General features: G+C 63.0%; 20 protein-coding genes and 1 tRNA gene. 6 read left to right on the forward strand and 15 right to left on the reverse strand.

Going from position 1 to position 24,741, the window contains the following annotated elements:
- Position 1: 1 nt before the first annotated feature.
- A complete protein-coding gene (locus tag CVS48_RS28930; protein ID WP_242001137.1) occupies positions 2-724 on the reverse strand; it encodes an META and DUF4377 domain-containing protein in 723 nt (240 codons plus the stop codon).
- Between the two features lie 417 nt (positions 725-1,141).
- Here CVS48_RS28930 and CVS48_RS28935 point away from each other — a divergent pair, with 417 nt between their 5' ends.
- Together CVS48_RS28935 and CVS48_RS28940 are read left to right on the forward strand one after the other, a co-directional pair.
- On the forward strand, positions 1,142-2,491 hold the full coding sequence (locus tag CVS48_RS28935; RefSeq protein ID WP_100857425.1) for a PAAR domain-containing protein: 1,350 nt from the start codon (positions 1,142-1,144) through the stop codon (positions 2,489-2,491).
- Entirely contained in the window at positions 2,488-2,880 is a 393-nt protein-coding gene (locus CVS48_RS28940; protein WP_100857426.1) for a hypothetical protein, read from the forward strand. The genes CVS48_RS28935 and CVS48_RS28940 overlap by 4 nt, the downstream gene beginning before the upstream one ends.
- 37 nt (positions 2,881-2,917) lie before the next feature.
- Here CVS48_RS28940 and CVS48_RS28945 read toward each other — a convergent pair whose 3' ends face one another.
- Both CVS48_RS28945 and CVS48_RS28950 read right to left on the reverse strand, forming a co-directional pair.
- Positions 2,918-9,007: a DUF3320 domain-containing protein gene (locus CVS48_RS28945; RefSeq protein ID WP_100857427.1), complete on the reverse strand. Its 6,090-nt coding sequence runs from the start codon at positions 9,005-9,007 to the stop codon at positions 2,918-2,920.
- A gap of 161 nt (positions 9,008-9,168) precedes the next feature.
- Positions 9,169-10,053, reverse strand: a complete 885-nt coding sequence (locus CVS48_RS28950) for a lysozyme inhibitor LprI family protein (RefSeq protein WP_100857428.1) — start codon at positions 10,051-10,053, stop codon at positions 9,169-9,171.
- A gap of 185 nt (positions 10,054-10,238) precedes the next feature.
- On the opposite strand from CVS48_RS28950, the gene CVS48_RS28955 reads away from it, so the two are divergent.
- On the forward strand, positions 10,239-11,177 hold the full coding sequence (locus CVS48_RS28955) for a hypothetical protein (protein ID WP_100857429.1): 939 nt from the start codon (positions 10,239-10,241) through the stop codon (positions 11,175-11,177).
- Positions 11,178-11,439: 262 nt separating this feature from the next.
- Here the strand turns inward: CVS48_RS28955 and CVS48_RS28960 are convergent, their stop codons facing one another.
- The 6 genes from CVS48_RS28960 to CVS48_RS28980 all read right to left on the reverse strand — a co-directional run bounded on the left by CVS48_RS28960 (position 11,440) and on the right by CVS48_RS28980 (position 16,633).
- Positions 11,440-12,495: a sensor domain-containing diguanylate cyclase gene (locus CVS48_RS28960; protein WP_100857430.1), complete on the reverse strand. Its 1,056-nt coding sequence runs from the start codon at positions 12,493-12,495 to the stop codon at positions 11,440-11,442.
- Positions 12,496-12,707: 212 nt separating this feature from the next.
- Complete coding sequence (locus CVS48_RS28965; protein ID WP_100857431.1) at positions 12,708-13,307, reverse strand: nitroreductase family protein; 600 nt, start codon at positions 13,305-13,307, stop codon at positions 12,708-12,710.
- A 156-nt stretch (positions 13,308-13,463) separates the two neighbouring features.
- Positions 13,464-13,595 carry a hypothetical protein gene (locus CVS48_RS29820; RefSeq protein ID WP_272868268.1) on the reverse strand — a complete coding sequence of 44 codons (132 nt, stop codon included), beginning with the start codon at positions 13,593-13,595 and terminating at the stop codon, positions 13,464-13,466.
- 274 nt (positions 13,596-13,869) lie between these two features.
- A complete protein-coding gene (locus CVS48_RS28970; protein ID WP_100857432.1) occupies positions 13,870-14,835 on the reverse strand; it encodes a Bug family tripartite tricarboxylate transporter substrate binding protein in 966 nt (321 codons plus the stop codon).
- Positions 14,836-14,885: 50 nt separating this feature from the next.
- The gene (locus CVS48_RS28975; RefSeq protein ID WP_100857433.1) at positions 14,886-15,371 is read right to left on the reverse strand and encodes a DUF3237 domain-containing protein; all 486 of its coding nucleotides are present in this window, start codon (positions 15,369-15,371) and stop codon (positions 14,886-14,888) included.
- On the reverse strand, positions 15,368-16,633 hold the full coding sequence (locus tag CVS48_RS28980; RefSeq protein ID WP_100857434.1) for a flavin-dependent oxidoreductase: 1,266 nt from the start codon (positions 16,631-16,633) through the stop codon (positions 15,368-15,370). The genes CVS48_RS28975 and CVS48_RS28980 overlap by 4 nt, the downstream gene beginning before the upstream one ends.
- A 151-nt stretch (positions 16,634-16,784) precedes the next feature.
- On the opposite strand from CVS48_RS28980, the gene CVS48_RS28985 reads away from it, so the two are divergent.
- From CVS48_RS28985 to CVS48_RS29000, 3 genes are all read left to right on the forward strand, one after another.
- Positions 16,785-17,279 carry a MarR family winged helix-turn-helix transcriptional regulator gene (locus tag CVS48_RS28985; protein WP_100857435.1) on the forward strand — a complete coding sequence of 165 codons (495 nt, stop codon included), beginning with the start codon at positions 16,785-16,787 and terminating at the stop codon, positions 17,277-17,279.
- A gap of 69 nt (positions 17,280-17,348) precedes the next feature.
- Positions 17,349-18,140: a tyrosine-protein phosphatase gene (locus CVS48_RS28990; RefSeq protein WP_100857436.1), complete on the forward strand. Its 792-nt coding sequence runs from the start codon at positions 17,349-17,351 to the stop codon at positions 18,138-18,140.
- Positions 18,141-18,521: 381 nt separating this feature from the next.
- Positions 18,522-18,827 carry a hypothetical protein gene (locus CVS48_RS29000; RefSeq protein ID WP_100857438.1) on the forward strand — a complete coding sequence of 102 codons (306 nt, stop codon included), beginning with the start codon at positions 18,522-18,524 and terminating at the stop codon, positions 18,825-18,827.
- Positions 18,828-18,935: 108 nt separating this feature from the next.
- On the opposite strand, the gene CVS48_RS29005 is transcribed toward CVS48_RS29000, so the two are convergent.
- The 6 genes from CVS48_RS29005 to tpiA all read right to left on the reverse strand — a co-directional run bounded on the left by CVS48_RS29005 (position 18,936) and on the right by tpiA (position 24,723).
- A tRNA-Leu gene (locus CVS48_RS29005) sits at positions 18,936-19,020 on the reverse strand.
- Positions 19,021-19,138: 118 nt separating this feature from the next.
- A complete protein-coding gene (locus CVS48_RS29010) occupies positions 19,139-21,565 on the reverse strand; it encodes a TonB-dependent siderophore receptor (protein WP_100857439.1) in 2,427 nt (808 codons plus the stop codon).
- A gap of 94 nt (positions 21,566-21,659) precedes the next feature.
- A complete protein-coding gene (locus tag CVS48_RS29015) occupies positions 21,660-22,691 on the reverse strand; it encodes a FecR family protein (RefSeq protein WP_100857440.1) in 1,032 nt (343 codons plus the stop codon).
- 12 nt (positions 22,692-22,703) lie between these two features.
- A complete protein-coding gene (locus CVS48_RS29020; protein WP_318269775.1) occupies positions 22,704-23,264 on the reverse strand; it encodes a sigma-70 family RNA polymerase sigma factor in 561 nt (186 codons plus the stop codon).
- 211 nt (positions 23,265-23,475) lie between these two features.
- A complete protein-coding gene (gene secG / locus CVS48_RS29025; protein WP_100857442.1) occupies positions 23,476-23,955 on the reverse strand; it encodes a preprotein translocase subunit SecG in 480 nt (159 codons plus the stop codon).
- A gap of 21 nt (positions 23,956-23,976) precedes the next feature.
- Complete coding sequence (gene tpiA, locus CVS48_RS29030; protein WP_100857443.1) at positions 23,977-24,723, reverse strand: triose-phosphate isomerase; 747 nt, start codon at positions 24,721-24,723, stop codon at positions 23,977-23,979.
- Positions 24,724-24,741: the final 18 nt, after the last annotated feature.

Raw genomic sequence — 24,741 nt, forward strand, 5'->3', positions numbered from 1 at the left:
CTTACTTTTTCGACGCGTCCTGCTCCACCACCATATCCAGCACATACACCTTGGACGGCGCGTCGGCCGGCGGGTTCTTCCAGTCGTAGCGTTTCACGCGCAGCACGGTGCGCACGCCTTCCTGGTGCTCGAACCCTTCGATGGACTGATACAGCGGTTGCCATTTATCCTGCGTCGGCTGCTGCACGCCGGCTTCGTTATAGCGGCGCTCGCGCACCATCAGGCATTGGTAGTTGGGAATCATCGGATGGCTGCACTCGGCCTTCTTGGCAGCCACTTCCAGGAACATGATCTCGCCCGCGCTGCCATACAGCGTCTCGGGCGTGGGCTCACCCACGAACTTCAGCACGGTGCCGTCCTTGCCCACGAGTTCCAGCGCGGGCTCATGCGTATCGCCAGACAGCGTGGCTCGCAGATCGCCCTTCAGCCGCTCGTTGATCTCGGCATCCAGTTGCATCAAACTCTGCTCGCAAGCCTTCATCGTGGACGCCAGGTTATCCACTTGCAGCACGCCATTCTGATAGCGATAACCGCCAAACTGCGTATTGCAGCCCCCGCGAATATTCAAGGCATCCTTCGTGAAGGCCAGGCGCATCTGATGCTCAACGCCCGCTTGCAAGGTCGGAATCGACTTACCGGCTGCATCGGTGGCGGAAACCAGGCGCCAGTAATACGCGGGCAAGCTCAGTTGGCTGGCGGGCGACGTCGCGGTAGAAGTGGGCATGGAGGACGATCCTTCGCGGGGAGACGAAACGGGAGCGCAAGCCTGTAGCAGCGCGGCGCATGCGGACGCAAGTAGGATTATTTTTTTCATGGTTCGTTCCTATGAGCCGTATGGCACTGATCAAAAGCGGCATTCTACGTCCGTGGTGTGGACGGATCAGGCGAAGCGCGGGGCAGAGGGTTTCAAAATCTTGCTGGAGGGTGCGGTTGGTGGGCCATCCCGGTACGAGACTAGCGAGCGACTTTCATTCAGAAGGCGCTGAAACAAGCCATAGAAATAATCAGCCACTGCACCTCACCTGAAAATTACAGTCTGACACGTTACGCCCCGCAGATACTCTAAGCATGCGCTACACAAATTGAAGATATCCCAAAAATTGTTGTAGATTTCAGACTCCTGCCTGACAAGACAAAAACCATGAAACGAGCAGTTATCAGATTAGGAGATCGCACGAGCCACGGCGGCGTTGTAGTCACTGGCGACCAAACCATCAATGTATTTGGCAAGCCAGCCGCACGCAAAGGCGATATGGTTTCATGCCCGAAATGCAATGGAACATTCCCGATTGTGGAGGGCTCGCTCTCCTGCGGCAGCGATCGAGAACTCGCGTTGGATGGGATGCGGACATCTTGTGGCGCGATCCTGCTTGCCAGTCAGCAGTTTTGGCTAGAGGAGTATGGAACTGGTGCGTCCACACCGCCCGAGCAAGCCGAGCAATCTCCAACAGAACGGCCAGATGAACCGACTAAGCAACTTGTATATGGGATGGCACAGGTCTCCTTTTATATTCAAGATCGTCGCCAGCCTATTGGCATTGGTCGTTTGGCGGCAGAGTTACTTGCGGACCGCAGCCCCGAACATGTGAAGCGCTTCATAGAGCTGAACGACCATCTAGGCAAGTATGCGCAATACGGCAGCATCGTTCTCGTCTCGAGCGATTACGAGAACGAGAACTACACTGCGGAATCGATGAAGCTGATCCATTCGGTCAAAGAGGTTGAATCTCTACGCGCCAAGCTCGCGGCTCATCATGTGCAAACGATGTTCGACAACTGGGATCTTCTTGCCTACGCGATGGGACAAAATGGCGATAACGTCGTGGGTGCCGTTGGCACGTTCCTGAAAACGTATGGGCAGGGGATAAAGTCTGCACTAGATCGTCTTGAAGGCGCCGCTCAGCAAGCGCTTGCGCGGTCTGGGAATCTCAGAGACGCTCAATTTCGCGCTGAACGGGCAGCCATTCTTGCGGACATTGATACCAAGTTCAAGCGAATGTTGTTGGCTCGAGCCGGCATCCCTGATCAGATAAAGTTGTCCGCAGCGCTGAACCTATCGAGCAAGTCAGTGACACATATCTGGCGCTCAGGCGGGACTCCCATCTATGTGCGATATCACGGGCATATAGTCAAATGGTTTCAGAAATACGAAGCCCGCGCCACAAAACTGGCAATTGCCTATAGTGCGGGAAAAGCGGGAAATGAGGTTTATAAAGTTTGCTCGGACGAGTCGAAGTCGCAGAAGGAATGCATGATTGCAAGTTCGAGCGAGACGTTGGGACTTGCAACAAGTATTGGCACTGGGACCGCCGCCGCTTCCGGCGGACTATGGTTCTGCACGATGCTAATACCCGCGGGAGGGGCTCCCGGCCTTATTTGCGCTGTTGGCGTGGTTGGAGCATCTATTTGGGCGGGCTCGGCTGCTGGAGACACCGGCAAACAAATTGGCGCTGAGTGGGGTGCCACTGGATATGAACTTCTTTTCGAATGACACAACTTACCAGCCAACACATCAGCGCCGTCACCGGAACGATTATTTTCTTGGCGTTCGTCGTTTACGTCGTCGCAGGCCTGCACTTTTATTACCGCAAGCTTGACCACGCTATCGCGCTTACGCGACACCCTTGGGCAAAAGGCAGAACTCGCGCCGAGTTGTCTTTGCATGAAAAGATGAACATTTGCACGTCACTGGCGGTGTGGTTGGCGTTCCCCCATGCCAAGCGGTGGCCGATAAGCAAAAACAACGCAATGTTCCACCCTGTCGATGCAAGGCAAATCCCCGTAGCCATCAAGATTCCCCTTTTCTTGGCCTACGGAGGACTTATTACGATCGTCTTGGCATTGATCATCGGAGGAGCGCTACGGAATTTTTATGCGTGACCCCGTCACTGCGCCGTAACGCCCTCACACGGCCACCCTACCCCACCCGCAACATCCCCATCTCTTCCCGCACCACGCCGCGCTGCGTCAGCCCGGCTATTGCGTGTCCGATGCGTGCTTCCGCATCCGCCAACGTACGCGCCATGCCGAGCAGTCGGCACACTGACTTGATCACATCCGATTTTGGCGCGTTGCCGGTCATGGCCAGCACGTGCAGCACGCCGTTCGCCAGTTCCTGGATGCAGACATCATCCACGCGACGGCGCGTGGCGTCGTCGTCGCTTGCGCCGCGAAAGCCGTTCCAGGTTTCGGGCGCTACGCCGGCAGGCCAATAGAAGGTGGCCTCGCCTTCATCCGTCTGGCCCACTTCCATCGGGGTCAAGGTCCGCAACCGTTCAACGATCCGGACGCCTGTGCGTTCCAGGCCCCAGGCGCGGGCGACTTTACGGTGCAGCACGGTCTCGGCGATGGGGCCTTCCGTGTCGATGACCAGGCGCAATTGTTCCGCCAATTGCGCGTTGTTGGCGCGGCTGTAGAAGGCGTCTGGGTCACCCTCGGCAGTGCTCAGGTCGGCCAGCTGATAGGTCGCGATGCCGCCCGGAGATGCGCTGACTGTGGCGCTGTCCGCCGACGCCCACGCGGTATCGCCCTCTTCGGTCGTGATCACAAACTCCACGACACCACCGGGCTCAGTAGCAGCTTCGGCTTCGATTTCGGCTTCGGCTCGAATAGCGGTTTCGGCTGCGATTGCGGCTTCGGTTTCAACTTCGACTTCAGCCTCTGCTTCCTCCACCTCAGGCTCGTCCTCGACCTTGCGTTCCAGCTCCGCATTCAAGCGGGCCAAGATCTTCTCCACCTCTCGTTCAGGGTTGATCCACCAGTCGGTGGACCACACCCGATGCAAGCGCCAGCCCAACCCCTCAAGCACCACCTGACGCAAGCGATCGCGATCGCGCGCGGTAGCGCCCGAGTGATACGCGCGGCCATCGCACTCGATGCCCATCAGATAGCGCCCCGGCGCCCGCGGGTCCACCACGCCCATGTCGATGCGGTAGCCAGAGCACCCCACTTGCGGGTGCACCACCCAGCCATGATTGCGCAGCACCTTGATGACCTGGGTTTCAAACGGGCTGTCCGGCTCGCGGCCGGTTGGCAGCGACTGCTCGACCAAGGCGCGCGGCCCTTTCAGCGCGAATTCCAGGTAATGCTTCAAGTCGCGCACGCCCGTGGCGCGTACGCGCGACAGGTCGATCTGTTCCGGCATCAGCGTGCTGTAGATCACCACGCCTTCGCGCGCGCGCGAGATCGCCACGTTCAGGCGGCGGTGTCCGCCTTCGCCGTTCAGCGGCCCGAAGTTCATCGTCATCTTTCCGGCCGCGTCCGGGCCGAACGTGATCGAAAAATAGATCACGTCACGCTCGTCGCCCTGCACGTTCTCCAGGTTCTTGATGAACAGCGGTTCACGGGATTGCGCCGAGATCGCCTTGTCGAGCTCCGCATTGGCGCGGCGGCGGGCGTCCAGCAGGGTTTCAATCAGGGATTGCTGCGGCTGGTTGAACGTCACCACGCCCAGGGTTTGGCGGCGGCGGGACTTGTCCAGATAGTGCTGTTCAATGCCTTGCACGATGGCTTCGGCTTCGCGGCGGTTGGTGCGGCTGCCGCCCCGGTCGTAGATGCCCGCGACCTTCTCCAGGCGCACGGCCACGTCATCCGTCACGGGCGACGGGAAGGTGATCAGCTGCGAATCGTAATAGGTGACGTTGCTGAACGTGATCAGGCTTTCGTGCTTGCTGCGGTAATGCCACTGCAAACGCAGGCGGTTCATGTCGGCGCCCAGGCACTCATCCAGAATGCTCTCCAGGTCTTCCACCTGGCCATCATCCCCCGCGCCATCGTCTTCCGGCGTGGACTTGCTGAAGAAGCTCGTGGGCGGCAACTGCTTGGTATCGCCCACCACCACCACTTGCTGGCCGCGCGCAATGGCGCCCACCGAATCCCACACCGGAATCTGCGAGGCTTCGTCGAACACCACGACATCAAACTGCGAATGGCCGGCGTCCAGATACTGCGCCACTGACAAGGGCGACATCAGCAGGCAAGGCTTGAGCCTGGGCAGCAGCGACGGCAAGCGCTGCATCAGTTGGCGCACGGGAACGTGGCGCGCCTTCTTTTGCAGTTCTCGGCGCAGCAGGCCCAGCTCGCTGTCCGGGCTGACCAGCACGCCGTTGCCATCGGGCACCTTGCCGGCCAACACGGCGGCGATATAGGCCGACGTCAGCTTCTGGAAGCGGTCGTCGGCATCGCGGAATTCGCGGATCTTGCGCTCGTGGTCGGCACTGGAAAACGCGCGCAACACGGGTGTATGGTCGATCACCTTCTTCACCCACCAGTTGCGGTAGCTGAATTCAAAATGCGCTTCGATCTGCTCCAACGGAACGCGGCCCTGCTCAAGAGAAGCGACCAGGCCTTGCAGTTGCGACGCAATGGCCTGCTCACGCGCCTGACGCCATACGCACCACGGCATCAAGAACTGCTTGTTATGACGCCAGCCCGCCAGCACGCCTTGAATGCGTTCCAGCGCGCCGTTGGCATCCGATGCGCCCGCCAAGGCTTCGGTGGGTTTGGCCAAGGCATCCACTTCCGCCAACCGGTCTTGTACGGCGCGCCACGCATCCCGATACGCCAGCAACGACTTGCCCAGCGGCGAACCCGGTTGCAGGAAGGCGCGGTTCTCACCCACCAGCGCTTGCAGGCGCGTGCGCAAGTCGGCGGCGGAAATGGGGTCGCCCGCCACCTGCGTGACCGCATCGGCAAAGCGCGCTGCCCATTGCTCATGGCGCTGGACTTGCTCCCAATCCGTGGACAGACCCGTATAGCTGTCTTGCAGCAGGCGCTGCGCATCCACCTTCAACACGGCCAGTTCGCGGTCTTCGGCGTTCACCAGCGCCAAGGGCGCCAGCATGGCCGTAATCGCGGCCTCGTCCGGCCGCTGGCCGTCCGTGCGATACATCGCCAGCCGTTTGCGGATGCCGCCCTTGGCGAAGACGGACTTCGGCCACCATGCCGAACATGCGGACAGCCACTCGGCCTTCAACGTATTGGCATCAAGCTCGGCCAATTGTGCGTTCCATTGCGCGCCCACCTGCGCCCAATGCGCGTTGCGCGCCAGGCCGTGGCGAGCCAGCGCCTGCACCTGAAAGCGGGCGGCGGGGTCGTGCGCTTGCGTGGCCAGGCCCGCAGGCACTTGGGGCGCGGCGAGCAGCACGTCGAACAACTGATCCAGATGCGCATAGGCATCCAGGCTCAAGCCTTGCGCCGGCACACCGACGCCCTCGCCCGCAGCCATCACCTGCGCCTGCAAGCCAGCCACCGCTTGCTCCAGCGCCTGAGCCGCGGCCAGCAACGCGTCTTGCCAACTGGGGCTCCATTCGGCCATGCCGATATGCGCCAGCGGATGGCCATGCAGCACACCAAGTTCCTTGGACAAGGTCGACATGCGGCGCGCGGTCTCGCGCAGTTGCGCAAGGTCTTTGACTTGATGCGCCTGCGCGTCGGCCCAGAACATCGGCGACGGCTCCTTGCCCGCGTTCTGGATGCAGGTGCCAATGGCGTCATACACCGTCAGGCCGTTGGCATGCGTGTGATGCAGCGCATCGACCAAGCCGTTCAAGTCCTGGCGCAGCACGGTCAGGCGCTCGGCCTCACGCGCCCAGTCATCGCTTGTGCGCTGGCCGCTGTGGTCCAGCGCCTTTCCAAGCTGTTGCAGCACCTCGGATTTACGCGCCTTGGACGAATGCAGTTCCAGGCAGAACGGGCCCAGGCCGATATTGGCCAGACGGCGATGCACCACCTCCAGCGCGGCCATTTTTTCCGAGACGAACAACACCGTCTTGCCGCGCGCCAGCAGATGCGCGATCAGGTTCGTGATGGTCTGGCTCTTGCCCGTACCCGGCGGCCCCTCCAGCACCAGATCGCGGCCCGCGTCCACCGCGCAGATCGCCTTCAACTGCGACGAATCGCTCAGCAGCGGCGTCAGCAGGTCTTCGGGCTGGTAGCTGTCGTCCAGGCGCTCAAAGCGTTGATCGAAGGGTTCTTTTGCAAACGCCTGCCCCGGGTGATCGATCAAATGCCTGACGACGCGGTTGGCTTTCAACTGCTCGGTGCGGTCTTGCAGGTCTTTCCACATCAGGTACTTGGTGAACGAGAAGATCCCCAGATGCACCTGTTCCAGCACTTCCCAGCCCACGATTTCCCGCACGGCCAGCCGGAACGCCTGCAACACGCGCGCCACGTCCACGCCCTTGTCATCAGCGGGCAGGACGTCCAGGCCCGGAATGCGCAGCTCGTAGTTGTTGCGCAGCATCTGCAGCAACGTGGGATTGATGATGGTCTCGTCGTCGTGGCGCACCAGCCGGAAACCGCTGCGCACCGACTGCCGTTGCAACGACACCGGCACCAGGATCAGCGGCGCCAAGTGCGCGCTTTCCGCGCCGGGGCTTTCGGTCCAGCGCAACATGCCCATCGCCAGGTACAGCGTGTTGGCGCCGCCCTCTTCCTGCCCGGTGCGCGCCGCGCCGAAGATGGTCAGCAGGTTGGCGTCCAGCGCTTCCTGCGTGACGCGCGCGATCAGTTCCTTGTTGCCCAACGCGTCCAGCGCCATGTCGTCCAGCGGCGCGCGGCCGCCCCGGCCCACATGCACTTCGGCCACGCGCGGATCGCTGCCGTCCATCAACGCGGCGGGCAACGGGCGTATGCGGAATTCGCTGCCATCGACAATGGCGTCTTCCAAGCGGGCCAGGTCCGGCACGACGAGCGGCAAGGTGGACTTGGTCAGCTTGAAGTTCAGTAGACGGTTGCGCAGCGTCAGGTCCAGCAGGCGTGATTTCCACTTGGCCAGCCGGCCTTCCGGCGTGTCGTCGGCGGGCTCCAGGCTGATTACGAATTCCGGGTCCAGCGGCGGCAGGTCGGGCGTGGGTTCGATGGCGGCGGGAATCTCTGCGTCATCGGCATCCGTCGGCGCAACCGACACCCCCCGCGACGGCAGCGGCTTGATCTGCAATTCACGTGCGCGATGCACGTCGATGGCGTAGCGGAAAGTGTTCTCTTCGCGCAGATGCGCCGCGCCCTGCTCCAACGCGCGCCGCAACGACGGCCGGAAGTTGGGATGCTGCGCGATCCCGGTCGTTTCAAAGACCAGGAATTCGCCGCTGTCCACGCGCTTTCTTACGGCCTGCACGTCGTCCGTCAACGGGTCGGCAAAGCAGGCCTGATGCAGCCACACGCCCACCCAGGCGTGCCCGTCCTTCATCAAGATGACCGGGCGCAAGCCGGCTTGCTCCAGGCAGGACGAGAACAGCATCGCCAGGTCCAGACACGTTGCGACCCGTGCGTCCATGATGCGATCCGGCGTGCGAATCTTCTGGCCGTCCACGCCGAAAGACGCGGGCGGCTCAGCGTAATGCAGCGACTCGGCGGCCAGCGTGCTGTAGATGGCGGACACCTGCTTCCACACGACGTCGCGGCTTTTGGACTGGTAGCCGTTCATCTGCAGTTCGGCGTGCTGCGCGCGCAGCAGCTTGGACGCCTTGCCAATCAGCCCATCCACAGCCGGATTATTCGGCATGGAAAACGCGGCCAGCAATTCCGGCAAGGCGCGCGTGCCGGCCCATTGGTCATAGGCCAACACGGTAATCGCTTGCGAAGCCCGGCCGATTTCCTGCGTGCCTGACTGCACCACGACATCGATGCTGGCGCGCACGGCTTCTTGCAAGTCGGCCACGTAGCCGTGGTCGGGCGTCAGGTCCAGCGGGGAAATCCGGCGGATTTCTCCCGGCACCAGCACGTCAAAGCGCAACGTCACCGGTTGGGCAAAAGCGGGGTTGCAGCGGAGGCGGACTTCAATGTCCTCGAAGGTGTGCGCCGAGCGATTCGTCACGCGCAACGTCCGAACGACGGGAACCGCGTTCTGAATCGAGGCGTAGCCCAGCGTGGGATCGGCTTCGATATCGATGGTGATGGCGTCGAGCGTGTTCGGCCCCGTGGCGACCACCACGTCGGCCTGCACCGCGCCGGTCTGCGCCGCGCCCTCCTGGATCGCCGGCGGTTCCAGGTCTTGTCGCTTATCCATCGATATCTCTCGGTTCGGTTCCGCGCGGGCCTATGCCGGCAGCGAAAATCTGCAATGCCGGATTTTAAGACGCGATGACGCCGCCGCCCGCTGGAAATAGAAAGTTTTGCGTATCGGCGTGAATATCGATGGCATGCGCCTGCACGGCCCCCGCCGCTGGGTTATTGCACTGGCGGATAGGCCGGGTCCGTCAGGCAGGCCTGCACCCATTCGGCATCGTCCGACGCGTCGATCTCGCCATCCAGCTTCGGCAGCGGTTTGTCGGCATACACATACTTCGGCGCCTCGGGCTGCCGGTTCCAGTTCGCCTTCGTATCGCCGACGGTGGCGCAGGCCTCGTCGGCACTACTGAACGAGCAGGACGCGATCACACGCGGCTTGCCGTCAACCACGTTGGCGACGTAGCGCTTGGTGTAGACCGCCCCGGACGCCCAGGATTCGTCCGCCGAGCACACGCGGTCGTTGTTCTGGTAGTGGCGAATCGCGAAGCAGGCGTAGTCGACGTAGTCATGCGGCAGCACATCGCAAGACGTCCAATAGCCCGCGAACGCACCGCCCGTGAATTGGGACTGGAACTGTTGCTGCTGAAGCGCCCGGCGAATGATGGTGGGGGTGGTGGACGCTTTGCCGGTTTCCTTGAACTGCGCGCTGCGGTTCTCGATCAGCTCGCGCGCAATCTCGCCCGCGGTCTTGTCATCCGGCACGGCGTCCGGGTCCGTGAGCAGGCGGTCCAGCGCGCGGTCACGCGCTTCAAGCCAGCGCTTTTGGCTGGCGACCAGCATCGCGCGGATGTTGTCGTCCGGCGCCTGCTTCAAGATCGCCTGGTAAGCGCGGTTCAGCCCGGCATCAGCCGCCACCGTCGCCTTGTCGGCGCAGATCAGCTTTTCGACGGCGGTGCCAGCCTTGGCGCAATTGATCGCCATCGCCGGCGCGGACAGCGCGAACACGCCGGCCAGGAACAGGCCCTTTACTGCGAAACCCGCGAAACCTGCGGAACGTGCGGAACGTGCGGAACGTGCGGAACGTGCGGAGCGTGCCAATGTCATTGCGTTCTTCTCTCTTGCAAGGGCTGCCGGTTTGGCGTTGCGGCTAGTGACGCAAGCGCAGCGCGCCATTCTGCATGAAAACCACTTACAAAATAGAAACAGAGTTCAACGCTCTGAAACGCGTACCCGGGCTATTCTGCGCCGGCTTCCCCTACCGCTTTCTATACCAAGACCGCTCCCTACCCATGCGCATCCGACTCGCCTTGCTACTGTTGTCCCCCCTGTTGGCCTGCGGGCTGCACGTGCCCTCGGCATGGGCGGACACCACCGTGCCCTCGCTGGACAAGGCCCGCGGCGCCATCCAGACGGAAGACGCCCGCAGAATGTACGACAGCCAGATGAGCGGCGCGCCGCAACCCGACAGGCTTGGCGTAGCCCTGCCCGACGGCTTCACGCGCGACTTCCTGGTGCAGCAACTGGCCCCTGGGCTAGACCCCAAACGGCTGCTGGTTGCAGGTGTCAAGCCGTGGGGGCAGCGCCCGGGAACGTTTGTCGCGATGGTGTGCCTGGCGTCGACGCCCGAACGCGCGGCGCGACTGATCAAATTCGGCGGCGGCGAATGCGCCGACCTGTCCAGCGACGATGACAAGAACGGCGCCTGGTTCGGCGTGTTCGGCACGACGCCGGGCAAGGCCCCCACGCTGCTGGCCCGCACCGACGGCCCCGTCAAGACGCCCACTGACTGGCGCAATACCAACATCGACTTGCCCCAGGACCTGGCAACGGCAGACGCCAACGCCCCGCTGCTATCGGTGCCCACCGAATGGAAGCATTTCGACCTGGCCGCGTACAGGATCGCCCCCGGCGCCGTGGCCTTCGGCGTGCGCGCCGGCTGGAGCGAAGGCTATTCCGGCGGCGGCGCCAACTTCGAGGCCCTGTACCTGTTCCACATCGACGGCCCCACCCTGCGCGTGGTGTTCGCGCAGCCCATGTCGTTCTTCAAATCCATCGCCGGCGACTGGCACCCCGACGGCACACGCGACCACGACATGTCCGACGCCAGCAACATCCTGGTGGTGCTGCCGGAAAAGACAGACGGCTACTTTGATCTGCAACTGCGCCAGCAAGGCGGCAAGTGGCGCAAGACGCTGAAGTGGTCGGCGGCGGAGCGCGGGTATCGGTGATGGGCACGGCGCTCCACCAATTTGACGGCGTAGGATGGGTGAAGCGCGAAAGACTCATGGCAAAAATTCAAACGCCTCAACGCGCGCAACCCATCAGACAGACCTTGCGTTGTGGCTGAAGGCCAAAAGAACCGCGGCGCTGCGTGATGGGTTGCGCGCGTTGAAGCGGCGGCGTTCTTGTCGCTGGTCTCTCGCGCTTCACCCATCCTACGAATTGGTGGGACGGCGTCCCGCGCGTGCAGGCATGTCGTTGAAGAACCCCTCAATGTATCGTCCGCGCCCGCTTGCGCGCCCGCTTGATCTCATACATGCGAGCATCCGCCAGGCGGACCGCGGCTTCGGCGTCCAGGCCGCGCGGGTCGACGGCCACCACGCCGACGCTGGCGCCTTCATAGGGCACTGCCGCATCGCCCAGTTGATAGCGGCCGATGGTGGCCGCCGTGGCGCGTTCTTCCAGCGCGCGGGCGGCGTCTTCGGCTTCGCCGCGTTGCGCCTCGCCGCCCGGGCCGATATTGCCGTGTTCGATGGCGGGGCCGGGGCCGATCAGCACGAACTCGTCGCCGCCCATGCGGCCCAGCATGTCGGACGTGCGCAGGGTGCTGGCCAGCCGGCGGGAAATCTCTTGCAGGAATACATCGCCCTGTTGGTGGCCGTAGGTATCGTTGATGCCCTTGAAGCCGTCCAGGTCGATCACGCCGACCAGCACGCTGCCGCCTTCGCGCAGCGCCCGCTTTTCCAGCCGCTCCAGCTCTTCGTACACGGCGCGGCGATTGGGCAGGCCGGTCAACGGATCGGTCAGCGCGTAAGACATCAACTGAACATTCGCGGCCTGTAGTTGCTCCATCAGGATTTCGCGTTCCAGGAAATTGGCGATGACGTTGGAGAACAGCTTCAACACGGCCTCGGCCTGCGACGGGATCTGATGCCGTTGCGCGCTGGCCGCGCACAGCGTGCCAAGCAGCGTGCCTTCATCCGTGCGCACGGGCGCGCTCACATAGGTCTGGATGCCCAACTGGCGCGCGGCTGCGGAGTCCGACCAGCAGGTGGCGACGTCGCTTGTGCACATGCGCCCTTCTTCCAGCGCCCGCTTGCATAGCGTGTCCGACCACGGCACCGACAAGCCTTCCGGTATCTGCATGTCGCCTACATTGCGCGCAAAACGCACGTGTTGCAGATCGGCTTTCAGGTCGATGGCGGTCAGGTAGGTGGATTCCAGCCCCGTCACGCTGCCCAGCATGTCCAGCAGCGGGCGGGTCAATTGCTCAACCGTCTTGGCTTGAGGCAATGAATTCGACAGTCCGGCAAGTATCGGATCCATATTGCGTCTCCTCAAAGCGCGCGACGCCTGCCGCGCAGTATGGCGAACCCGGCGCATACGGGCCTGGCCGGGCAAACAAACATTATGCACGCGAGGTCACGCTGACTCGCAAGAACGGCGCATCACGCAAAAACCCGCACTCCCCAGTTGGGGAAGTGCGGGTTTTCGTTAGTGGAGCACTCAGGCGGCTTGCACCGCCCGATTCAGGCTGATCAGCCGGCCACGCGGAAACGCTCGGCGTCGTCCATGAAGGGCTTGTCGCCAAAGCCGTTTTCGTTCGAGCCGAAAGGCATTTGCGCGCGCAGCTTCCACGACGCGGGCACATTCCATTCACGCGCCACCACGCCGTCGATCAGCGGGTTGTAGTGTTGCAGGCTGGCGCCGACGTCGGCGTTGGCCAGGGTCGACCAGACCGACAGTTGGGCCATGCCGCCCGCCTGTTCCGACCACACCGGGAAGTTGTCGGCGTACAGGGCAAACTTCTCTTGCAGGCTGCGCACCACGTCCTGGTCTTCGAAGAACAGCACGGTGCCGACGCCGGCGGCAAAGCTCTTGAGCTTGGCTTCGGTCTTGTCGAACCCTTCAGCCGGCGCCACCTTGCGCACTTCTTCAATGGTCAGGTCCCAGAGCTTCACGCTTTCGGCGCCAAACAGAATGACGGCGCGCGAGCTTTGCGAATTAAACGACGACGGGCTGTGCTTGATGGCGTCCTGGATCAGGGTCGTCAGTGCTTCCTTGGAGGCCGACACGTTGCGGCCCAGCGAATACTGCGTACGGCGCTTTTTCAGTGCGTCGAGATAAGCGTTGCTCATGTGACTTTGACCTTTCGACTGGTAGATAGGGAGTGATATGGGAAGGAATTCTAACGGCAGGACCGTGACGGCTGCACTAGCTCCGCCATCAAAACGGCCGATTTTGGACGGAACAAACTGTTCTATTGATGGAACCAATGCCGCGAATGGTGTCGCCTACAGCGCAATATCCGTCTGCGCCGCCTGCACGATTTCCAGCATCCAATCCCGCAACGCACAGACCCGTGGATCCGCATCGCTGCCTGCCGGGTACACCAGGTGGTAGGCATACTCGGGCGCGACCCGCACGCCGACGTATCACCTCGTAGGATGGGTGGAGCGCGGGAGACTGTCTCTAAAGACGCCATCGCTGAACGCGCGAAACCCATCGGGCAGCGCTTGCATGGTGGCCAGGCTTTTCAAGAATTCGGCGTTGCTTGATGGGTTTCGCGCGTTGGGCAGCCGTGTTCTTGCCCAAGGGCCTCTCGCGCTCCACCCATCCTACGAGCTGCGCCGTGTCATTTGTAAGCAACGCGCGGGGCGACTTGCTGGGGTTACTCCGCCATCTCGGCCCCACGCCCACTCAATCCGCCCGAAAGCCCGTAGCCTTCACCACGTCGGACCAGCGCTTGGATTCGGCGGACAACAAGGTTTGCAACGCCTTCCGGTCGGACCCCACGACGACGAATCCGGCCTCGGTCAGGCTGCGCACCGCAGCGGGCTGACGCAGCGCGGCGGCGCTGTCTTTCTGCAAGCGGTTCAACACCGCGTCCGGCGTACCGGCGGGCGCGAACAAGGCGAACCACGCGCCGAAATTGACGTCCGGCAGTCCGCGTTCGGCAAAGGTGGGCACCGAGGCCAAGGCGGGCGAACGTTGCGCGCCGGTGATGGCCAGCGCGCGCATCTTGCCGCCCTGCACCTGCGGCACGGCCAGCGCCGTGGTCACGAACGCCGCCTGCACCGCGCCGGACACCAGGCCCGACACCGCATCACCCGTTGAACGGTAATGGATGGCTTCGATCTTCATGCCCGCTTCGCGCGCAAAAAGCTCCGCGCCGAAGTGACCCGGCGTGCCCGCGCCGAAGGTGGCGAAGTTGATTCGGTCCGACGCCTTCTTGCCCCCTTCAACGAACGCCGTCAGGTCCTGGTACGGCGAATTGGCCGGCACCACCAGCACGAAGTCGGCTCGCACCACTTCGGAGATCGGCGCGAAATCGCGCGGCGGGTCGTAGTTCAGGTTGCGGTAGGTGGCGGGCGAAATGCTGATGGAGCCTACCTCGCCCAGCAAGATCGTTTGGCCATCGGCGGGGCTGCGCGCCACGGTCTGCGCGGCGATCTGCCCGCCCGCGCCCACCTTGTTTTCCACCACCACGCTTTCGCCCAGCAAGGGGCCCATGTGTTGCGACAGCGTACGGGCCACGATGTCGGGCCCGGTACCTGGCGGAAAGCCCACGTTCAGGCGCACGGGGCCATTGGGAAATTGCGCCATCGCGGCGATGGGCAGGCACAGCACGAAACCGCCCAACAGGCGGCGCAGCGTTGAGGTCATGGTTGTCTCCGAGTCGTTTTTATATTCATGCCACGGCGGATGCCGAGGGTTCAGCAAATGCGGTAGAAGCGCAGCTCAACCCGGTCGGGATAGCGCGCGCCTGTGCCGATGAAAAGGCTTTCGTTCATCCAGCCCAACGCCGGCGCTGCGGTTTCAAAGCGTGGGTAGCTGCGGAAATAAATGCGTGCGGGGTCCACGGGTTCACCGCGCACCAAGCGGGCGATGTCATCCGCGTGGCCCGTGCGTATGCCGGTGTTTTCGACGTAGATGCGTTCGCCGTCGGCGGTTTCGATGACATAGCGCGCATGGATATCGGTGTACGTGGCCGACCGGATGATCTGAAAATCTGCGCCGCCCGGCAGCACTTTGCCGCGCAGGCGCGGGCCGTCCACCGTGCCGCCCGTGATCGGGATGACGCGGCGACGGCCCTGCGGGGTGTCGCCCACTTCTTGCGGCGGGCCGACCTCAACAATGACAGTCGTTATATGTTCCAGGCGTGGCGCCAGGGCGTCCGCCGCTGCCTCGGGATGGCTCATGGTGTTGTCTCTCGGCTCTTCTTCAAAGCGGCGGGGTCAAACCCCGCCAGTTGTTTGTAGCGCAGCGATACCGCCGCCAGCTCTTGTTGCGTGATCACGTCGTTAATATCCGTAAAGCCTTGCGGCGCGCGCTCTTCGGCCATCTGCATGACCTGCTCGGGGCCATTCAGGCGGTTGCGCAATACGATGCCCGCCGTGCGCGGCAGGCGTTCGGCCTCATATTCCAGCAGTGCGATGTCAAGCGTGCGTACGCTGCCGCCGGCCGCTTGCGCCAACCAGTCCGACAAGCAGCGCGCGTCCAGGATGGCCTGGGCCGACCCGTTCGAACCGATGGGGTACATGGGGTGCGCGGCATCGCCCAAGAGCGTAACGCGACCCCGCGTCCAGCGCGGCAAGGGGTTGCGGTCCACCAGCGGAAATTCGTAGATGGCTTCTGCGCCGTCGATGATGGCGGGAATGTCGATCCAGTCCCAGCGCCAATCGGCGAAGCGGTCCGCGAACACGGACTTGTCGACCTGGCGGTTCCAGTCGGTGGCGGGCAGTTCGGCGTCCGGCACCGAGAGTTCCGCAATCCAGTTGATCAGCGAACGCCCCTGGCGGCGCAAGGGTTCCGAAATGGGATAGCAGACAAACTTCTGGTCCTGGTGCCCCGCCATGAACATGCTGCGACCGTCCAGGTACGGCGGGGCCTCGGTCACCGCGCGCCACAACATGCGCCCGGAAAAGCGGGGTTCGTCACCCACCGGATGCAGTTGGCGGCGCAGCGCGGAATGAATGCCATCCGCCCCCACCAGGATGTCGCCGCGCACCCGATGCGTGGTCCCGTCCGCCCGCCGCCGGAACACAGCGGTGGCGCCGTTTGCGTCCTGCTCGGCGGATTCCAGCACCATGCCCGTGACGATGGCGCCCTCGCCCAGGCGTTCGCGCACGGCTTGCGCCAGCATCATCTGGAATTCTCCGCGATGCACGGAAAACTGCGGCAAGGGGTAGCCCGCCTCTAGCCCACGCGGCTCGCGCCAGATCGGCTGTCCAAGCTTGTTGTAGTAGTGCAGTTGCGACGTTTCGATGGCGCGCTCGGCCAGCCCGGGCATCAGCCCTAGCTGTTCCAGTTCACTGACGGCGTGGGGCAGCAGGTTGATGCCGACGCCCAAGGGCCTGAGTTCCTGCGCGCTTTCATACACGCGGCAATCGATGCCGCGCCGATGCAACATCAGCGCAAGCGTCAGGCCGCCGATGCCGGCGCCGGCAATGACGATTTGCATGTCTACTCCTGGTTTTATTTGTTATGCAACATAACAAAAACCAGATACTCTGCGCACCCCGGGGATTTCCCGTAACCCCATGGCGCGGCGCCCCCGACTGCATTAGTGTTGAGGCCCCCGGCATCAAGGCCCCCTGCCCCCACCCCGCCCCATGTCCCGAGCCGCATCCCAACGCCCCCGCCGCCCTGCCGCGCGCGGCGAGCAATTTCAGCCCCACGTTCCCGGCATCCAGTACGGCGCGCTGGACGGCCTGGTCGGCTACGCCATCCGGCGCGCGCAGATCGTCATCTACGAAGACTTCCTGGCCGCGCTCGCGCCGTGGGACATCACGCCGCAACGCTTTTCCGCCCTGACGCTGATCGCGGCCAATGCCAACCTGAAGCTCACCGACCTGGCGCGCATCCTGGGCATCGCCCGCTCAGGCGCCGTGCAGATCGTGAATCACTTGCAAGGCTTGGGATATGTCGAAAGGCTGGACGTCGAGCACGACAAGCGGGCCTATTCGCTGACGATGACGGCGGCTGGCAGCAAGGTGCTGGCCGACATCACGCAGGCGGTCGAGGCACACGATGCCCGGATCAGCCACCAGTTGGACGCGGCGGAAAAGCAGCAATTGATCGGCTTGCTGGGAAAGTTGGGCGGATAGCGCTCCGGGTGATGCGAGTCACGTCGCGGTGATACGATCGTCCGACTTATTCCTGCCCTTCAGGTACCCATGCCCGCCCCCCTGCCGCACACGGAAAGCTTCGTCACCAACCAGGCAGCGCTCCAACGCCGCCTGCCCCTTGAAAAGGTCCACAACGCGCGCGACCTTGGCGGGCTGACCGGCATTGATGGGCGGCGCTTGCGCACGGGCAAACTCTTTCGCAGCGGCAACCCGGGCCGGGCCAGCGCCGCCGATCTGGACCGGCTTGGCGCATTGGGCTTGGAAGCGGTCATCGACTTTCGCGCAGAACCTGAAAAAGCCCAGGACGAAGCGCACTTCGGCAAACGCTTCCACTGGATTGCATCGCCGGTGCTGGACGGCAACATGGCCATGGCCGTATTGTTGCCGCGCCTGCGCGAGGCCACGCAAGCCTTCAGCACCACGATGATGGTGGAGATTTATCGCGAGTTTCCCTCGCGCTACCAGGAGCCGTTCGGCGGCTTCCTGCAAACGGCGATGACCGGCAAGACGCTGCTGTTCCATTGCACCGCCGGCAAGGACCGCACCGGCTTCGCGTCGCTGCTGCTGTTGTCGGCGCTAGGCGTGGCGCACGACGACATCGTGTCGAACTATCTGGAATCGAATCACTGCAACGCCCAGTTCTTCCAGGAGATCCTCGCCAAATCCTCCGAGCGCGGCGTCGCGGAAGACGTGATGATGCCGCTGCTGGAAGTCGCGCCCGCCTACCTGGATGCCTCGGTGCAGGCGATCAAGCAGGAATTTGGCGGCATGGACCGCTACCTGACGGACGTGCTGAAGATAGACGTGGACGTCTTGCGGGACCACTACCTGGAGCGCTGACCGATGCGGCCGATGGCAGAGACCATCGCAGGACCAACCGCCAGATCAATCGCCGGAACTGCGGCGCAAGCGGTCGGCCGATTCTTCGTTCAGGCGCTTCGCTTCCTCTTCCGCGTAGCCCTCTTCGCCCGGGTCGTAAGACCCCTCGTGCATGCAACTGCTGCGGTACCACTGGCACTCGCTACTCCGGGAATCTCCAAGTCCGACTAAAGAACACCCCGACCCCATTGCAAGAAGCGCCACCGCCGCCCCGCAACGGACCAATGATTGAATCGACATTTGCTCGCCTACGTTGAAACCACAATGATCTTTATACCAGCCGTTTGTCCCCATTAAGCGGCGTGCATTACATCCCCTAACTCAAACATCAGGATCGAAACCATGCTGAAAGACCGCGCTTTCCTGGCCTGGCTCGCCGTGTTTGCCGTGGTTGCGGGCACGCTCGTGGCCTTGCTATGGCCCAAGCATTCCGCAAGCCCGTCCGTCGGTGGCGGCGGCTACGATCTTTCGGACTGGGTGTACACCCTGGCGCTGCTGGCCTTCACGGGACTGTGGTCGTTGATTACGCTGGCCATCGGCATGAGCCGCGGCAACGCCGTGGCGGCAAAGCGCGCGTATGGGTTGGCGGCGGCGGGAGGGATAACGTTTGTGGTGGGGGTGCTGGCGTTTGGGGGCAACCTTCATTGAGCCAAACGCTGGGTTAAAAGCCAAAAGCAAAAAGCAAAAAGCAAAAAGCCCGCTGAAAACTTGCGTTTTCAGCGGGCTTGTCCTTAGCGAACTTTTGCGAGGAATTCTTGGTGCCGACGGCGAGACTCGAACTCGCACAGCTTTCGCCACTACCCCCTCAAGATAGCGTGTCTACCAATTTCACCACGTCGGCTTTCACCAGTTTTCTTAAAGCCTTGCCATAGGCAATGCCAGAAAGTCGAGCATTCTAGCACGGAATTAATGAAACCCGGAATCCCGCCCAAAAAGGGCTTACCGTGCCCCTTCAAGGCTTAGAAGGCGTACCTGGCACTGAGCATCACATTACGAGGCGCGCCATAGATGCCGCCATAGGCGCTCAGGCCGCTGTAGTAAGCCTTGTCGAATACATTGTTGACGTTCAGGGTGGTGCTGAACTGCTTGTTGAATTCGTACCGGGCCATCGCGTTGACGACGGTGTAGGCCGATTGCTGGGCTTCTCCAACGTAGCCAGACACACTTTGCCAGTTCAGCCCGCCGCCCACGGTCACCCGGTTCAGCGTGCCCGGCAGGCGATACGTCGTGAACAGCTTGACGCTGTGGCGCGGAATTTGCGCGATGGCGCGCTGGCCCTGGGCATCTTCGCTGAGCGAATAGGTGTAGCCGGCCGCGACATTCCAGCCCGGACGCAACTCCCCGGTCAACTCCAGTTCGGCGCCCTTGGTTTGAATACCCTGAAGCGCCACGTACGACGATGTGGCGGCGTCGTAATTAGCCAGATTGCTTTGCCGAGTCTTGAACAAGGCCAGCCCGGCGTTCAGGCGATCTTCCATGAAGCTGGATTTGATACCCAGCTCGTAGCTGGTCCCGCTTTCGGGATCCAGGACATTGTTGTTGACGTCGCGCGTGGACGCCGACTGGGGACTGAAGATGCGGGTGTAGCTGCCGTAGACGGTCCAGTTTTCGTTCAAGTCGTGCACCAGGCCGGCATACGGAACGATGACACCGGTTTCACGGGTGTTGGCGTTGGTGTGGCCAGGAACGCCGACCACGCTCGTGTCGGCGTTGCGTTCCCAGTTGATGACCCGTGCGCCGGCGATCAGGCTGGTTGGGTCCGCCAATTTGAAACGCGAGGTCACGTAAGCGCTGTATTGCGTTTCCTTCGTATGGGTTTCGCCCGCCTTGACGAAGTCAGGGCGGTTCGACTCCCCGTTCCAGTTCCTGAAGTCAGCGATTGAGCCGTCATAGCCCGTCCACGGCCCAAGCCATCCGCCATAGTCCGGCGTATCAGAACGAAGTTGCGAGAGCGAGATACCTGCCACGATTTCATGCTGGCGCCCCAGCAAATCGAACGGGCCGGTAAGGTGCGCATCCAGCGTGGTCTGCTTATCGTTGCTTTTCCAGCGGACCGGCCACAGCGCGGCGCCCTGCCCGGTGGCTTGGTCGATTGCACCGGTCAGAAAATACAGCGCGCTGTCGTAGCGGTACAGCGTGTGCGTGACTTCGACCTTGCCATTCCAACCTTTGCCGAAGTCGTGCTTGATGGAAGCGAACAGATTGGTCAGCTCGCTGTCGTAAAAGCTCCAGTCGGGGGCAGCGTTTTTCGACCGTTTGAAGTCCGTGGCCACGCCGTTGCTGTAGGTGAACGGCAGGCCGGTGCGCAGCGGCGAATCGTTCTTGTTGGTCTCGTGGCTGAACCCCAGCGTAAGCAGCGTAGCGCTGCCTGCGTCCAGCTCGGCAATGCCATAGATCAAGCGGTTTTTCTTTTGGTACCGATCGATCCAGGAGTGCTGGTCTACATCGTCCACCACCACCCGGCCTCGGAGCTTCCCATTGCCAGACAAGGGGCCGGACAGATCGGCACCCAAGCCATAGCGATCCCAAGTTCCAGCCTCGGCGTTGATGCTGGCCTGCCAATCCGCCGTCGGGCGCTTGCGCACCAGGTTGATGCTGGCGGCAGGCGTACCCATGCCGCTCATCAGGCCTGTCGCGCCGCGTACGACTTCAATGCGGTCATACATGGCGGTGTTGCGCCAATAGCTGGACGAACCCAGCGAACTGGGAATGCCATCGACCAGAAAATTGGATATGGTGAACCCGCGCGACCACAGGCCGCTTAGATCGGTGCCCATGCCTTGGCGAAACGCGGTGACGCCCGTGGTGCTTTCCAGGGCATCGATCACGCTTTCCAGCTTTTGATCGTCCAACCGCTGGCGCGTAATGACCGTAACCGACTGCGGCGTTTCTCTCACGCTAAGCGACAACGGGGTGCCTGTGGCGCTAGGCCCCGTGGCAGTGTATGACCCGGTGTTCTCGGTTACGGCGGGATCCCGATCCGCCGTAATCTGTACGGCATCCAGCGTTACGACGCCTGCTGCCGGTTGCGGCAAGCGGCGCAAGGTCCAACCGCCGCTTCCGGCGCGTAGCAATTGCAGGCCGCTGCCGGCAATGGCGGCTTGCGCTGCTTGCTCCGCGGTGTAGCGCCCACGAACCGCGGGCGCATTCATACCGCGCAGCAGATCCGCGTCAACCGATATGGTTTCGCCGCTTTCGCTGGCGATGCGGGCCAGGCTGCTGCCCAATGCGCCGGGCGCAATATCGTAGGTGCGTAACACGCTGGCGGCGTCGACGGCGGGAGTGGTGCCGTCAGGCACTGGCTGCGCACGGGTACCCGACGCCGAGAACAAGGCGACCAGCGCCGCGGCCAGCAGCGACAGCCGCAGATCGGTAACGGTAGACATGACGAGATTTCCCTCAAGAATGTCGTGAATCGAACTAGCTTCAAGAGGGATGTGGCGCGACCCGGCAAAAGTGACAGTGCAATCCAGGATTTTTTTAGCTGTCCGACGGCATATCGATAATGACGAGCGCGCCGGCGCCATAGCGGCGAACGCGCACAGGCAAGGTTTCGGCCACGATGGCCAACGTGCGGTCGGTGTCATCCAGGGAATAAGCACCGTACACGCGCTGCCTGGCGGCGGCGGGGCTGATACGCACATAGCCGCGACGGTAAGGGCGCAAGGCAAGAATCAGATCGCCAAGCGGTTGATCGTGCAATTGAATCTGGCCCTGCTCCCACGCGGCTGCCGTGTGCGCGGGAATGGAGAGCCGCTGCACGCCCTGATCGGTCATGATCGCGGAGTCGCCTTCGTCCAGCGTCGCCCGCTGACCGGTCTTCGACAGCAACAACGCGCGGTGCCGCAGCATCGCAATATGCGTGCTACCCACCTGCTGGCGCACCGCGATGCGTGTGCCCAAGGCTCGAATCTCGCCTTGAGCGGTCCGGATGGCGAACGGGGGCCGGGTCACCGCGCCCATGATGGTGGGCGCCACGTCGACAATCAATTCGCCTTCGCGCAGGATCAACAAGCGCTGCGCGTCTGAAATCGCCACATCGACAGCGCTGCGCGCGTTCAGTCGAAGCAGGCTGCCATCGGGCAAGGCGACCACACGGCGCTCGGCCGTGCCGGTGACATGATCCGCCAGCAGTTGCGTCAGCGGCATATTTCGCTCGGCCAGCGCCAAGGCGGCCAACGTTCCGACACCCGCCACGCTGCACGCGCCCTTGAGCCATTGGCGACGAGCGCGCCCGGCGGCCTGTGCACGCAGCAAGGTCTGCGCCAGCACATCGGCCTGCGCGCCGAAAGCATGCGGCTGATACGAGCGCACTTGGTGCAAGGGATGATCGACGGCCTCGGTCAGCGCGGCCCAGGCAGCGGCGTGCATCGGATGTGCCCGCAGCCAGGTCGCATGACGCTGGAGGTCTTGCGCCGTGGCTTCGCCGGACCGCAGGGTCACAAGCCAGCCCATCGCGGCGTCATTGATCTGGGAGTCCGACGTGCCGTGGCCGGTCAATGTCGTCTGCATCCCACGGCACGTTTACATGACATCATTCAGGCCCGCCAGGCGGCGAAAAGCCTGCGCCATGTATTGGCGCACCATGCTGGCCGACACACCGAGCCGCGCCGCGATCTCGCCATAGGTAAGGCCGTCCAACTGGCTATAAAGAAATGCTTGCTGCGCCTTGGCCGGCAAGCCGTCCAGCGCCGCCGCCACGGCATCCAGCGCTTCAATGAACTGTTGGCGCTCTTCCGTCGATGGCGCCACGGCCTCGCTTTGCAGGGCAAGCGTTGCCAGATACGCCTGCTCCAGGTCGCGCCTGCGCCACAACTGGAAAATCTGCCGCTTGGCAATCGTGGTCAAGAACGCACGAGGTTCGCGCACCTCGTTCAAGCCCTGGCTGCGAGCCTGGATCGCCACGGCTTGCGAAAACGTTTCGGCCGCGACGTCTTCGGCTTCCGCCTGGTTGCGCAGATGCCGATGCACGCGCTCCAGCAACCAGCCGTGATGCCCCCGAAACCAGCTTTCCAGCACGGCCATCGCGCGAGCCGGCGCGACGGCTGGACGGGCGGCGTGCGTGTTGTCGGTAAGAAAAGGCATGGGAATTGCGCCGGAACGGATAGTGGCCACGGAAGAAGCCGGCGGATTATATCAATCATGAGAACCATTCTCAATATCTTCCTGAGACGTAAAAAAACCCGCAACCGGCAAGCGACGGCGGCGGGTATTCGTACACGCGGTTTCTGGTCCCACACCAAACAAACGCAAAAAGGCCGGCGTCACGCGCCGGCCTTTTTAAGCATGCCTGGACTTACTTGGCGGGCGTTTCCGCCGGCTTTTCCGTCGTGGCGGGAGCGGGTGCGGACGGCACCGAGGCGTCGGGCTTGGCCGGCGCGGCGGGAGCAGCAGGAGCAGCCGGAACCGATGCGGCGCCCGGGACCGAAGCACCACCGGTAGCCGGTGCGGCGGGCGCGGCGCCCGGCACTTGCGGCACGGAGCGGTCGGCCGGGAAGTTCTGCATCACGCCCGAGTCAACGGCGGGGCCGCTGGTGCCCTTGTGGCTGACGTAGGCCAGGCCGGCGGTGGACGCGAAGAAGACCACGGCGGCCCACTTGGTGGCGCGCGACAGGAAGTTGGCGGCGCCGGTGGCACCGAACAGGCTGCCGGACGAGCCGCTACCGAAAGCGGACCCCATGTCGGCGCCCTTGCCCTGCTGCAGCAGGACCAGAACGATGATAGCCAGCGCCGAAATTACTTGGACGGCCAGCAAAAGTTTAAGCATCAAGGGCATTACAGACTCCGGAACGGAAACTTAGATGGCGGCAATACGCAAAAATTCTTCAGCCACTAGCGACGCGCCGCCGACCAGGGCCCCGTCGATATCAGTCATGGCGAACAAACTGGCGGCGTTGGCAGCTTTTACGCTGCCGCCGTACAAAACCTGTACCTGCGCCGCGCCCAGCGCGCGCAAGGCGGCGCGGATGGCGGCATGAACTTCCTGTGCCTGCTCGGGGCTGGCGGTGCGGCCGGTGCCGATGGCCCACACGGGCTCGTAGGCCAGGACCATGCGCGACACGGCGTCAGCGCCCAGCGCCAACACGGGCTTCAACTGGCGTTCGATGACAGCCAACGTGTTGCCGGCTTCGCGGTCAGCCAGCGATTCGCCCACGCAGACCACCGGGGTCAGGCCGGCGGCCAGCGCGGCTTGCGCCTTGGCGGCAACGATCTCGTCGGTTTCACCGTGCAGCACGCGGCGCTCGGAGTGGCCGGCCAATGCCCAGCGGCAACCAAATTCTTTCAGCATGGCGCCGGACACTTCACCCGTGTAGGCGCCCTTTTCGTGCGCACTGACATCTTGCGCGCCCCAGGACACGCTGCTTCCGGTCAGGGCCGAGCCGGCTTGCGCCAGATAGGGAAACGGAACACAGATGCCGATCTCGCAGTGGCTCGCGGCGTCCGCGGCGCGCAGCTCGGTCAGCAACGCGGCGTTCTCGGCCAGGTTGCCGTGCATCTTCCAGTTGCCCAGCACAAGGCGGGCGCGGTTTTCGACTGAAGTCATGGCAAGGTGTCAGAGTGG

Origin of the sequence: Achromobacter spanius (genome assembly GCF_002812705.1) — a bacterium.
Classification (GTDB): Bacteria; Pseudomonadota; Gammaproteobacteria; order Burkholderiales; family Burkholderiaceae_B; genus Achromobacter; species Achromobacter spanius.